At 41.3% G+C, this 12,497-nt stretch carries 10 protein-coding genes; 8 read left to right on the top strand and 2 right to left on the bottom strand.

What is annotated here, in order from left to right; genetic code table 11:
• From AC6JA8_RS06800 to AC6JA8_RS06785, 4 genes are all read left to right on the top strand, one after another.
• Window positions 1–1,569, top strand: a complete 1,569-nt coding sequence (locus AC6JA8_RS06800; protein ID WP_497976383.1) for a DHA2 family efflux MFS transporter permease subunit — start codon at window positions 1–3, stop codon at window positions 1,567–1,569.
• Between the two features lie 90 nt (window positions 1,570–1,659).
• Window positions 1,660–2,919 carry a TolC family protein gene (locus AC6JA8_RS06795; RefSeq protein WP_497976382.1) on the top strand — a complete coding sequence of 420 codons (1,260 nt, stop codon included), beginning with the start codon at window positions 1,660–1,662 and terminating at the stop codon, window positions 2,917–2,919.
• On the top strand, window positions 2,916–3,884 hold the full coding sequence (locus AC6JA8_RS06790) for an efflux RND transporter periplasmic adaptor subunit (RefSeq protein WP_497976381.1): 969 nt from the start codon (window positions 2,916–2,918) through the stop codon (window positions 3,882–3,884). The genes AC6JA8_RS06795 and AC6JA8_RS06790 overlap by 4 nt, the downstream gene beginning before the upstream one ends.
• A gap of 1 nt (window position 3,885) precedes the next feature.
• On the top strand, window positions 3,886–5,832 hold the full coding sequence (locus tag AC6JA8_RS06785; RefSeq protein ID WP_497976380.1) for an ABC transporter permease: 1,947 nt from the start codon (window positions 3,886–3,888) through the stop codon (window positions 5,830–5,832).
• A 3-nt stretch (window positions 5,833–5,835) separates the two neighbouring features.
• Here the strand turns inward: AC6JA8_RS06785 and AC6JA8_RS06780 are convergent, their stop codons facing one another.
• Together AC6JA8_RS06780 and ybiA are read right to left on the bottom strand one after the other, a co-directional pair.
• On the bottom strand, window positions 5,836–6,981 hold the full coding sequence (locus AC6JA8_RS06780) for a hypothetical protein (protein ID WP_497976379.1): 1,146 nt from the start codon (window positions 6,979–6,981) through the stop codon (window positions 5,836–5,838).
• 14 nt (window positions 6,982–6,995) lie between these two features.
• Window positions 6,996–7,535 carry a riboflavin biosynthesis intermediates N-glycosidase gene (ybiA, locus tag AC6JA8_RS06775; protein WP_497976378.1) on the bottom strand — a complete coding sequence of 180 codons (540 nt, stop codon included), beginning with the start codon at window positions 7,533–7,535 and terminating at the stop codon, window positions 6,996–6,998.
• A gap of 137 nt (window positions 7,536–7,672) precedes the next feature.
• Here ybiA and AC6JA8_RS06770 point away from each other — a divergent pair, with 137 nt between their 5' ends.
• The 4 genes from AC6JA8_RS06770 (at window position 7,673) to AC6JA8_RS06755 (ending at window position 12,489) form a co-directional block, all read left to right on the top strand.
• A complete protein-coding gene (locus AC6JA8_RS06770) occupies window positions 7,673–8,401 on the top strand; it encodes an SDR family NAD(P)-dependent oxidoreductase (protein WP_497976377.1) in 729 nt (242 codons plus the stop codon).
• An 8-nt stretch (window positions 8,402–8,409) separates the two neighbouring features.
• Window positions 8,410–10,038, top strand: coding sequence for a CRTAC1 family protein (locus AC6JA8_RS06765; protein WP_497976376.1), 1,629 nt, complete (start codon window positions 8,410–8,412; stop codon window positions 10,036–10,038).
• A gap of 45 nt (window positions 10,039–10,083) precedes the next feature.
• Window positions 10,084–10,431, top strand: a complete 348-nt coding sequence (locus AC6JA8_RS06760) for a nuclear transport factor 2 family protein (protein WP_497976375.1) — start codon at window positions 10,084–10,086, stop codon at window positions 10,429–10,431.
• 126 nt (window positions 10,432–10,557) lie between these two features.
• The gene (locus tag AC6JA8_RS06755; RefSeq protein ID WP_497976374.1) at window positions 10,558–12,489 is read left to right on the top strand and encodes a phospholipase D-like domain-containing protein; all 1,932 of its coding nucleotides are present in this window, start codon (window positions 10,558–10,560) and stop codon (window positions 12,487–12,489) included.
• The last annotated feature ends 8 nt before the right edge of the window (window positions 12,490–12,497 follow it).

Genomic DNA, 12,497 nt, shown 5'->3' with positions numbered 1-12,497 from the left:
ATGGAGACGACAGAAAATTCTAAAGCTCCGCTTATCATATTTGTTGCCGTCCTTGCATCTCTTCTGGAGATCATTGATACCTCAATTGTAAACGTCGCTTTACCTACGATGATGGGTAACCTGGGTGCCACGCTGGAAGATATCAGTATGGTTATTACTGGTTATGCTATCGCTAACGCCGTCGTTCTTCCTCTTTCAGCATGGCTGGGAGAAAGATTCGGGCGAAGAAACTATTACCTGGGCTGTATTGCCCTATTCACCATCACGTCAGTAGCGTGTGGACTTGCACCTAACCTTGAGTTCCTGATTATCTTTAGAATCCTTCAAGGTCTTGCCGGAGGAGCACTTCTTCCGACTTCGCAGACGCTTATCTATGAACAGTTCCCAAAAGAAAAGGCCGGTATCGCCGGTGCTATTTTCGGGATGAGCGTAATGGTTGGTCCTGCACTAGGTCCGGTGCTTGGTGGATACTTAACAGATACACTTGGATGGAGATCAATCTTCAACATCAACCTGCCACTAGGACTTTTAGCATTGATGGTAGGTGCCGCTTGTATTTATGATGTGAAACATGAAGAAGGACATAAAAAAGAATCAGGCTTCGATGCTCTGGGGTTAATTCTGCTAGTAGCTGGTATCGGATGTCTTCAATACGCTCTTGAGCGCGGTGAAGCTGATGACTGGTTTTCTTCTAAACTCATTACAACATGTGTGATCACTTCTCTTATCTCTCTTCCTACTTTCGTATGGTGGGAATTAAGAGTTAAAAATCCGATCATCAACGTGCGCTTATTAAAAGAGCAAATTGTTGTCAACGGAACAATGCTAATGGGGCTTCTGGGGTTTTATCTCTATGGAGTTCTTTTCGTTCTTCCCGTTTTTGTCAGCAACGTCTTTAGATACACGGCCACTCAAACCGGTGAGCTCTTTATTCCAGGCTCGCTGGTGACCATGGCCCTCATGCCGCTCATTGGGCGCATGATGGTTGGTGGAGTGAGTGTTAAAAAACTTATTTTCGTAGGTCTTACAGGACTTGTTGTCTGTATGCTGCTTCTGACTCACCTATCTCCTCTTTCATCGAAAGAAGATATTCTACACGCTCTTTATGTGCGTGGGTTTGCTCTTGCTTTCCTGTTTGTTCCAATCAACTCTGGTATCTTAAGTCAGTTTAAGGGACATGCGATGGGACAAGTTTCAGGGCTGCTGAATCTTTCAAGACAGATCGGAGGAAGTATCGGGATCGCCATGGTAGGGACACTTCTAACGATGAGAAGCCACCAGAACTACGTCGACCTAGCTTCAAAAGTTTCACTTTTAAATCCGACAACTCAACAGGTCTATTATCAAGGCACATCGAGCATGACGAAAAAAATGTCGAGTGGTGTTGGAATGATTAAAGAAGACAAAGCGGCGCTCTCGTCAATAAAACACCGTCTTGACGGACAGGTCTTTATGATGAGTTTTAATCAGTTGATGTGGATCATCTTAATTGTCTTCTCGTTGTCGTACATTCCTTGGTACTTCTTAAAGTTAAGAGTTAAGCCAACTGGTGTTGTCGACTCGCACTAGACCTAAAGTTCATTTGCAATTTTTCTACAATTCGCTATACTACTTAGTTGTAGTATAGCGACCAATTATGGAAACATTGTGGAAAAGCTTATGGTTAGAAAATCTCATCTCTTAGTTCTCACTCTCTCCTTTTCTTCTGCTCTTTTTGCTGAACAAAAATTAACTTTTGAAGACTCAATTGCTCTTGCAGTTAAGAGCAACCTGGAAGTACAAGCATCTTATGAGGCCCTAAAGGCTTCACAAGCTGATAAAAAAAGCACACGCTCTGCTTTTTTCCCGAAAGTTTCAGCAAGTCTTTCTTACGAGAAGGCCAACAGTGAAACCAAATCTGGTGCTTCGAGCACTACAGATGCATACAGCGGCTCGTTGAATTTGACTCAAAATCTTTTTAATGGATTCCAGGATTCTGCCAGTCTAAAAATTGCCGACAGTAAAATCCAAACAGAAGAGGCCAATCTTCAGGAAACAAAATCACAAATCAGCTACGATTTAAAAAATGCTGTGGCCAATTACTTTTATGCTAAAGATTCATTGAATCTTTCACGCGATATTAAAAAGCGCCGGGAAGATAACTTAAGAATGGTTGAGTTGCGTTTTGAAAACGGCAGAGAAAATAAAGGATCGGTGCTTTTATCCAAGGCCTATCTTGAGCAGGCAAAGCTCGATCTCTTTAAAGCTGAAAATGCCATGGCGACCAGCTTAATCTATTTACGAAGAGTTTTAAATCTCCCGGAAAATGAACCTGTCGAAATCACCACCACTCCGGCGATTGATGACCCTGGAGTTCCTGATTACGATGCACTGATTGAATCAACTCCTACTGCTAAAAAATTCAAGGCCACTCTCGCTTCGGCAAGTGCCACTCTTGATTCCAGCAAAGCGGGTTTTTATCCTGACTTAAACGTCAGCGCTTCAGTCGGCAAAACAGGTGATAGTTTTTTTCCAGATGACAATAGAAGATGGGCCGCGGGTGCGACTCTGTCGTGGTCGCTTTTTGATGGTGGAAAAGATTTCTACTCTACTTATAGTGCCAGCTATCAGGTCAAGGCCGCTGAAAAAAGACTTGAAAACCAAAATATGGAATTAAGAAGAGTGCTCTCTCAAAGTTATACTTCTTTTAAAGAGGCCAACCAAACAGTAAAAGTCAGCTCCGCTTTTTTAGAAGCAGCAAAAGTCAGAGCAGATATTTCCCGCAGTAAATACAACAATGGTCTCTCTAACTTCGACGACTGGGATCTTATCGAAAATGATCTCATCACAAAACAAAAAGACTACACACTACAAATTAGAAACCGCCTGCAAGCATCCGCAGCTTGGGAACAAGCTCAAGGCACTGGAGTGATTCCGTGAAAAAATCTCTTATTATTGGCGCAGTCATTATCGTTTTAGGCGGGATTGGTTTTTACTCATATAAGAAAAATCAAAAGCCGGCGATCACTTATAGCGAATACAGTGTGCAAAAAGGTGATATCGCTATTACGATTTTGGCGACTGGAACTGTTCAACCTAAAAACCGTCTGGAAATTAAAGCTCCAGTGGCCGGAAGAATTGATGAAGTTCTTATTAAAGAAGGATCGAAAGTCAGAAAAGGGCAAATCATCGCCTGGATGAGTTCGACTGAAAGAGCGGCCATGCTGGATGCTGCCCGTTCAAAAGGTGAAGAAGAATTTAAAAAGTGGTCGGAACTCTACCTCCCGACTCCGGTTCTTGCCCCTATTGCCGGAACAATCATTTTAAAAAGTGTTGAACCGGGACAGACTTTCACTAATACGGATGCGATCTTTACAATGTCTGATCACCTGACAGTGAAGGCGAACGTGGATGAAACAGATATCGCGCAAATTAAATTAAACAGCAATGCAGTGATCGTTTTAGATGCTTATCCAAAGTCTCCGATTAAGGCCCGTGTTGACCAGCTGGCCTTTGATGCCACAACAACGAACAACGTAACAACTTATACCATTGATGTTCGCCCTGAAGAGACACCGGACTTTATGCGAAGTGGGATGACAGCAAACGTGACATTTTCAGTAAAAGAAAAAAAAGGCTCTCTTCTTATTCCAAGTGAGGCAATGAAAGTTGTAGACGGAAAAACATTGGTCATGAAGAAAAATGAAAAAGCTCCGCCGACAGAGACTGTCATCTCTACGGGACTGACAGATGGGAAGAGAACTGAAGTCTTAGAAGGTCTTGCTGAAAATGATGTGATCCTGATTCAGGACTACTCTATTGGCGACGGCGCTCAAAGTTCAAGCAACCCATTTAGTCCTAAATTCCCAAAAGGTGGAAAACGCAGCAGCGGTGGACCAAGATAGTATGATTGAAATAAAAAATATTACCAAATCCTTTCAAATGGGCGACACCAAAGTTGATGTCTTAAAGGGCATTGACTTAAAAATTGAACGCGGCGATTTCGTAGCGATCATGGGGCCTTCAGGTTCTGGTAAGTCGACACTGATGAATATCCTGGGTCTTCTGGATATTCCTTCGAGCGGCTCTTATCTTCTAGGAGATAAGGAAGTTGCGACGTTGAGTGAAGATGAGCTCGCGGTTATTAGACGCGGTGAAATTGGTTTTATTTTTCAGCAATTTAATCTCTTGCCAAGGCTTGAGGCCTGGCAAAATGTGGCCCTTCCTCTTATTTACTCTGAAGGAAAATTTGATTTCAATAAATCCCAAAACCTTTTAGGTAAAGTCGGTCTTGCCGATCGCCTTCACCATAAAACGAATGAAGTCTCAGGTGGGCAGCAACAAAGAATTGCCATCGCCCGTTCACTGATCAATGAGCCTCGAATTATTTTTGCTGACGAACCTACAGGGAACCTAGACTCAAAAAGCGAAAAAGAAATTCTGGCGATTTTGCGAGAACTCAATAACCAAGGGATCACCGTCATTATCGTGACCCACGAAGATGAAATCGGACGAGAGGCCAACAGGCTTATCCGCATGCGTGATGGTGTGATTCAGTCTGATGAACGCTTTAGACCTTATCAACCACCAAAAGATCAATTACCTGCTAAAACTTACGGCAACCAATTCTCATGGAAAGAAATCCTTGAGCACTTTCACCAGGGCTACAGAACTCTTACCGCCAACAAAGTCCGCTCTATTCTTTCAATGCTTGGTATTTTAATCGGAGTTGCCGCGGTTGTGGCGATGCTCGCTTTAGGATCTGGAGCACAGAAATCTATTGAAGACCAACTTTCTTCTATGGGTTCAAACCTCTTGGTTCTTCGCGCCGGAAACATTCGTGTCGGTGGAGTTATGCAGGAGTCTGGAACCAGAATCCGCATCACCATGGATGATGCTTTCGCTTTAAAAAATGAAATCCCGGCCATTGCCGATGTTTCTCCCAACGTTTCAGGACGCGGACAAGTCACCTACTTAAATAAGAACTGGAACACATCAGTTGCCGGAGTCTCACCAAGTTATGCCAAAATGAGAACTTCTACTCCAGACTACGGAAGATTTTTCTCTAACGACGAAGGACAACAAAGAGCACTTGTGGCCGTTATTGGTCGCACGGTGGCCCGAGAACTCTTTGGTGATAAAAATCCCATCGGGTCCATGATTAAAATTAACCGCATTAACTTTTCGGTTATCGGTCTTCTTCCTGAAAAAGGAGCTTCAGGCCCTCAGGACCAGGACGATAGAATCTTAATCCCAGTGCAAACGGGAATGTACCGTTTGTTTGGAAAAAACTATGTCGACTCCATCGACATTCAAGTGCGAAACAAAAACGATATTGATGATGTGGAAGAAAGTGTTAAGGCCGCTATGATTAAGCGCTACCGCGTTCCTCTGTCGTCTTCAGATGATGCTTTTCAGATTTTTAATATGGCCGAACTACAAAATGCCATCAGCCAAAGTAGCAAAACGATCTCTACACTTCTAGCAACAATTGCTGCCATTTCTTTAGTGGTTGGAGGTATCGGGATCATGAACATCATGCTCGTCTCAGTCACAGAAAGAACAAAAGAAATCGGGCTAAGAAAAGCTGTCGGGGCCATGCGCTCAGACATCCTTATGCAGTTTTTAACTGAGTCTGTTCTGGTGAGTTTCCTCGGCGGATTTATGGGGATTGTCTTGGGATGGACTATCACATTTACCTTCTCGGCCATTATTGGCTGGAATGCTTCAGTGTCGTGGGATTCAATCCTACTTGCTTTTGGCTTCTCGGTAATGATTGGGATTGTTTTTGGGATTTATCCAGCTCACAAAGCTTCTAAATTGCATCCAATTGAAGCTTTGAGATACGAGTAGGAATTATTGAATTTCGACTGTTGAAAAAATTAGTTGCAAGCCTTCATTTGCAAGATAAAAATTTGTAAATTCCATGAAGTCCTGAGCCGTCTTTGAGGGAGGAACTACATAATCTGAAAGTTTTTGTTTTGGAAAGCCGGTACCTTTGTCGGTATATTGAAGTGTGTAAGCAACTTCTAAATCATTAAATTCGTACATTCGAGGATAAGCTTCAACAGTCATTAATGAGGGGTCTTTTTTTCCAAAAAAGATCTCGTTTCTAGCAAGAGTACAATCAATTTTAATTTTAAAGCTTATCGCGAGTGTGTCATCTGGAAGATAGCTAAAATTATAATTTTCGAAGCTGGGAAACTCAACTTTTTTTAAGTTCCATACTTGAACATAATCAAAAGGAAAATCCTTATTTTTATTAGCCAAAAACTGATAATTGAGCCGTTTTGTAATACTTTCCTTATAATCATTTTGTGCTTTTTCAGATTTAAAATATTTGGAGTAAAAAGAATCTACTAATTCTTTTTTTCGATTCAAACTTGTCTTCTCATTTTCAAAATTGTCTATATATGATTTTATCTCGTCTGATTCTAAGAAAGATTCTAAATTTGAATATATTTTCAAATTCGGCAGATTGTTCAATTTCTCTCTAAGCTTATTATCACTAGTGACGCACACTGCCTCATTTTTGTTTTTTAGAAAATGATAAATAAAAGCATCTGGTATATCATCTCTTTTCTTTTTCTCTGAAAAACTCCCTTGCCCTAAGAAATATTCATTAAAAACAGATTCAACATGTTCTTTAAAATTATTTTCTTTAACAAAAATTTTATTATCAAAGAACTCTTTTATTTTTTTATCGAAATTAGAAGTAATATTAGATTTAATTCCAGACAATTCTTGAAAGAGAGATTCCTTTCCGAGTCCATTTTTATATAGAAATTGTTCAAAATCATTTACTGTTTTAACATGAACGTTTCTTTGATCTTCTAAGTGACTTCTTACTTCTGATTCAACAACAAGTGGCAAAACTATTTCCACCTTATCAATTGAATTCAAATTCAATAACCAAGTTCCGTTTGGATTTTCTAAGTACCTATTCTGAAAATAAATATTCGAATCTAAAAAAACTCTAATTGGTTGTTTTTTGCTATCCATAGATTAAATTTAAATTAAATCTCTTCTCGAAGCTTCATAAGAAGAAGCCCAAGCTTATTTTTTCCTGTGCGGTCGCCACAGTCACCCCAGTAACAATCATTTTTTGTATGTTCATACATGAATGTTGTGCCTGTCGACTTTAAAAGAGTTCTTAAACTTTCGTACTGATAAAGTTTTGCTCTCACCGCTACTTCCATAGCGATATCTTTATAAGTGTCCCAGTCTTCTCTCTTTGGGATTTTTGGATCGCGGCCCATTAGAGCGGCTTCCATCGGCGTTTTTGCTCTCCTGACTTTTTCCATTAATTCAGGATCAGTGTATTTGTGGGCCTGGTAATAGTGCTCGCTTGTCGGCCAGTCCACACCATCAACAACAATGGGAAATAAAGCGAAGTTTGAGAACTCTCCGTAAGCATCTTTGACCGAATAAAAATCCAGAATCTCTTCGGTGTATGGAGTGGCCGGAGTTGGTGGATAACTATCGTAATGAGGTGCCCCTGCAAAAGTAGTGGAGCAACCAATAAATAAAGCGCACAAAATAATTAAAAATTTCATGGCGAAATTATTCCAACAAACTTCCCCATGGGCAAGCGCTAAAAAATCTCCAACACTTTGTGTCTACACACGATTTCAATCTTTTGGTTGTGCTCATTCCTTGTTACACTAAAAAAGTTTAAAATAAGGAAGAAAATATGCAGTTATTTATCATTACCGGAACAACCCGTGGCCTGGGTTTTTCACTGGCCGAAGAGGCCCTAAAAGCAGGACATTTTGTGATTTCTCTTTCTCGTGAAAGTGTTTTTAAGGCCCCAAGCTTTATCAACATCAAACACGATCTCACAAAAATAAAAGACCTCGATAAAAAATTTCTCACAGCTCTAAAAAAAATCGATATGAAAAAAGTGAAGGCCATTCATTTAATCAACAACGCTGCAATTATCGGCCCGATTGAAAGTGCAGAGCATTTTTCTTTGGAACAAATTGATACCCATATGCAAATTAATGTTGTGGCCCCGATGTATTTAACGTCGCTAGTGCTTAAGACTTTTAAAAAGAAAAAATGTTTTCAGACTTATACTAATATCAGCTCCGGAGCTGCCGTGAGAACAATTCCGGCCTGGTCCCTTTATTGTTCGGGAAAAGCAGGGCTTCGCATGTTCACTGATTGCCTGGCCGACGATTATAAAAAAACAAACAATTTGCGTTTTTTAGACTTTAGTCCCGGGGTTATGGACACCAATATGCAGGCAACTATAAGAAAACAGAAGTCTAAAGCCTTCAGCCGACTGGATGATTTTAAGCAATTAAAAGAAAAGAATTTGCTCCTTTCTACCGATAAGGTAGCGATGGCGCTTCTGGAAGTCCTCAAAGACCCAAAGGCCATTGATAAAACCCATTATGACATCAAAGATTTACTATAAGGTTTTTTATGAAAAAATACTTAATTCTTATGTTAGTTCTTGCCGCTTGTTCACCAAAACAACATGTAAAAACAAAGCGCGAGATTTCTTCAGACAATAAGCGCGGACTTTATTTTGAAGACGTCACCGATGAGTCAGGTATCCCAAGTGATATGGCCTCCTCTTCTATCATTGCCGGAGACTACGACAATGACGGACGTGTCGATATTATCGCCAAAGACCATCTCTTTAGAAATATTTCTGGAAGAGATATTGCTTTTGAAGATGTGACCGTCAAGTCCGGTCTGGATAAACTCTCAGGCTATCCAGTTTTCATTGATATCAACAATGATGGCCAGCTCGACATCATCACGACAAAAGGAATGGTTTTCATTCAGAAAAATAAAGTCTTCGTGAATATGAGTCAGCAATATGGACTGAGACTTCCGGAGAAGGCCTACACTCTTTCTTTTGCCGACGTTAACGGCGACGGCTTTGCCGATCTTCTGGTTGGTCAGTCGGAAAATCACGAAAATAACACCTTCTCTTTTCTTCCTGCTAAATTCTATTTAAACATCGCAGGTAAAACATTTAAAGAAGACCCTTCTCGTTTTAACCTGGATAAGTACCCGGCCTACGTGCGCGGGATGCAATGGGCGGATTTCGACAACGACTCAGTCAATGAAGTGTATTTTTCTAATTACCGCTTAAAACAAAACTTCCTGTTTAAGAAATCAGGAAACACGTATGTTGAATCTGCTCCCAAGTATAAAGTTCAGGGTGATTTTGATTCAAAAACTTTTTACGATGCTCATCTTAAAAAATCTTTTGGACCGCAATACGGCCACACGATTGGTTCAGTCTGGGCCGATTTCAACAATGATGGGAACTTTGATTTATGGGCAGCAAACCTGGTTCATAAATTTGTAGGAACGACCAACAGCGGAGGATACGATTACCGCGGTTATATTTGCGATGATTCCAAAATCTATAAGAACTCAGGGGCCCCTGACTACAAGTTCACTGATGTAAGAAAACAATCTGGCATTCCGATGAAGCCAATTGGTGATTACAGTGTTTATAAAGGCGATGAACTGTGGTCGCAAATTACTGCCGCCGATTTTGATAATGATGGACTCATTGATACTTATGTATCTCAAGTCTATAAGTTAAATTACTCTTACTCCCTCCTCTTTAAAAACCTGGGGAACTTTAAGTTCAAAGATGTTGGAGACAAAGAGCCTATCCGTGTTTACGACAGCTATGGTGGAATCTGGGCGGATTTTAACAATGACGGACGTATGGATTTAATTATTTCAGGAAGAGAAACTCCAGAGAGCGATCAAAAACTTCAAATCTTCCAGAATATTTATACCAATCCTAAAAACCACTATGTGAAAATCAGACTAGTGGGGAATGCTTCAGGAAAAAACCCAGTGGGAACTCAAGTGAGAATCACAACTGATAAAGGCGTTTTCCTAAGACAGTTTGAAGGTGTCACAGGAACGCTAAGCCAGCAAAACGACCCTACACTGCACTTTGGTCTGGGAAATTCTAAGGTTATCAAATCAGTTCAGGTGAGATGGAACTCTAAAAAAGTACTGAATGTCACCGGTGTGACGATGGATAAGACCTGGGTCGTGACTGAGCAGAAATAAAAAAAATTTTATTTTAAACAACTAGAACATTTTTAAGAGATAAGCATGAGCATCACTAAAGAAAGAATGATCGAACTTGCCCAGGGGCAACTAGACGCCTACAACCAGCGCGACATTGAGAAATTTGTCACTTTCTACCACCCTAAAGTTCAGGTTTTTAGGCTCGCTCAAAACGAAAAAACCTGTGACAACATCGAGACTTTTAAAGAGATGTACAGAAAGAGATTTGAAGAAAATCCAGCGCTTCACTGTGAATTAAGAAGCCGCGTAGTCTTAAATGACTCCGTCCTTGATGAAGAATGGGTAACCGGTGCAGGGCCTAATCCCTCACATGTTGTGGCCATCTATGGCTTCACAGACAATCTCATTAGCCACGTTTGGTTTGCCCGCTAATAAATCAAGAAGACCGTTTTAGTCGGTCATGGTCTTGTTGAGACTGGCCCATCCTGCCCGCTACATCTGCCTTTAAGAATCCGTTAAAATTTTGTTTAGATATGGTTAGTATCAAACGGAGTTCTGATGGAAAAAATGCTAAGACCTAAAACCTCTCTTCTTCTGGCGATGCTGATTTTTCTTTCCGCGTGTGCAAATGCACCGCTAAGAAAAACAGCTTCAACGCTCGATGCACCTCCCCTCGTGCAGGTTCTTCCCAAATTAACAAGTGATGATGGAGAACTTCTCAGCGAAATAAAAAAAGCGCTTAAAAACCGCACAAAAGGAAAGTCTGATGAGGAGTTAACTGCGGCTGCAACTAAGCTGCGTGACTATCTTCTTTTCTTAGGATTAACAACTAGAGATTTAAAAAAGGCCGAAGCCGAAGTGGTTGAAGGAGATGAGACGCCATCAACGAATAAAAAGATCGCGGACAAAGACAAAGCAAAAGATAAACTTTTTGATTTGCCTCAAACACAACAGCAAGGCTCTGATGACAACGACACAGGTGGTGAAGAGGAAGATAAAACTCCTTCTAACCTACGAGCGGTGCTAAGACTTTTCATCGCCTCGACTCAGTTTCTTGATTGCCCAAGTATGATTGATTGGGAATGCTTGGAAAAAACTCCAACTTTTAAACCGACTGCTGATTTCCGTATCGAGAAAACAGACTTAAGCTCCCCTGTTCACGCCGGTGAGTCCCTGGATATGGATGTTTATTTCACTGAGGCCTGGGACAAAAGCCCACGCGCCGGAGTGGCCGATCGTTTCGCTGAAAAAATCAAGGCCGATGCTGATAAAAGTTTATCTCTGGCGATGTATGGAATCGATGACATCGAAGGCAGTATGAGTGGTGTGTACCAATCAATCCTTGATCGCGCGAAGTCTGAAACAAAGGTTCGTGCCGTTGTCGATGTTATGGGTGTCGAAAGAAGCCAAGTCCCGTGGGTCTTTAGCTATGTCAATCGCCCGGAATACGCTGACAAATACATTTTTGGACAATCAAAAAATCCAGAGACTCCGGATAACATGCGTGTGACTTTCCAATACGACGGCACTCCTCACTTCTTGCGCGAAATGAATGCGGGAATCACTAGCGAAGAAGAGGCCCGCGCCCGTGTGGAGTGGTCATTTCCAAAAATCATGCACAACAAGTTTGCAGTCCTGGAAAATAGCGACGGTGATAAATCAGTCTGGACAGGAACGGCCAATATTTCTAAAAACTGCATGGGCCTTGAGGCCAATGCCAATATGTCTGTTTACATTAGAAATAACTCAATCGCTGAAGCTTTCTTAGATCAATTCAACTTAATGTTTGAATTCGACAAAGGTCTGGCAGTTAAAAGTAAACTTGTGACTAACCCTGGTGAAAATGAACCTTCACTCGCCGGAAGATTCCACCGTTCAAAATACCCGGTGAGTAAACGCCTCTTCACTTTCAATGACGGAACAAAAGTACGCGTTCACTTTGCTCCAACAGACGACGCTGAACACAGAGTGATCCTGCCAATGCTTCTTTCGGCCAAAGAAGGAGATGAAATCAGAATCTCAATGTTTGGTGGAACTGGTTATGAAATCGTAAGAGCTATGCAATACGCTGCTGCCAAAGGGGCCAACGTACGAATCGCTTTTGACAGACGCTTAGGTCACGGTCTTACGTCTTGGATTAGAGACGCGATCTTAAACGTGAATATGCCCAACCCTTATATTGGAAAAGTCGGAAGTGATGTAACGCCAGGGAAAATCAGCTACCGCGTAAGCACATGGACTGGAAAAAACCACTATAAAGCAGGAACGCTTACAAGAAAGCGCGCTGATGGAAGTATGCACGCAGAGCAAATCATCGTGGGATCACAAAACTGGAGCTCCGGTGGAAATGATTACAATGATGAAAACCTGATCTCTATCCAGAACCTGGAAACAGATGTGAAGGCCGCTGAAATGTTCAATCACGAATTCGACACTCGTCTTTGGGTCAAATCAAAAGACGAAAAACCTCTTCCTCCAAAACGCCTTTAATATTTTGA

It is taken from the genome of Bacteriovorax sp. HI3 (assembly GCF_059738875.1).
Note: the sequence above shows the minus strand (reverse complement) of the source record. Positions and strands in the feature narration are given on the sequence as shown.

What these genes read in the sequence shown, in the direction of transcription:
- AC6JA8_RS06800 (WP_497976383.1), top strand. Translation starts at nt 1, where the DNA reads ATGGAGACGACAGAAAATTCTAAAGCTCCGCTTATCATATTTGTTGCC.
- AC6JA8_RS06795 (WP_497976382.1), top strand. Translation starts at nt 1,660, where the DNA reads ATGGTTAGAAAATCTCATCTCTTAGTTCTCACTCTCTCCTTTTCTTCT.
- AC6JA8_RS06785 (WP_497976380.1), top strand. Translation starts at nt 3,886, where the DNA reads ATGATTGAAATAAAAAATATTACCAAATCCTTTCAAATGGGCGACACC.
- AC6JA8_RS06780 (WP_497976379.1), bottom strand. Translation starts at nt 6,981, where the DNA reads ATGGATAGCAAAAAACAACCAATTAGAGTTTTTTTAGATTCGAATATT.
- ybiA (WP_497976378.1), bottom strand. Translation starts at nt 7,535, where the DNA reads ATGAAATTTTTAATTATTTTGTGCGCTTTATTTATTGGTTGCTCCACT.
- AC6JA8_RS06770 (WP_497976377.1), top strand. Translation starts at nt 7,673, where the DNA reads ATGCAGTTATTTATCATTACCGGAACAACCCGTGGCCTGGGTTTTTCA.
- AC6JA8_RS06765 (WP_497976376.1), top strand. Translation starts at nt 8,410, where the DNA reads ATGAAAAAATACTTAATTCTTATGTTAGTTCTTGCCGCTTGTTCACCA.
- AC6JA8_RS06760 (WP_497976375.1), top strand. Translation starts at nt 10,084, where the DNA reads ATGAGCATCACTAAAGAAAGAATGATCGAACTTGCCCAGGGGCAACTA.
- AC6JA8_RS06755 (WP_497976374.1), top strand. Translation starts at nt 10,558, where the DNA reads ATGGAAAAAATGCTAAGACCTAAAACCTCTCTTCTTCTGGCGATGCTG.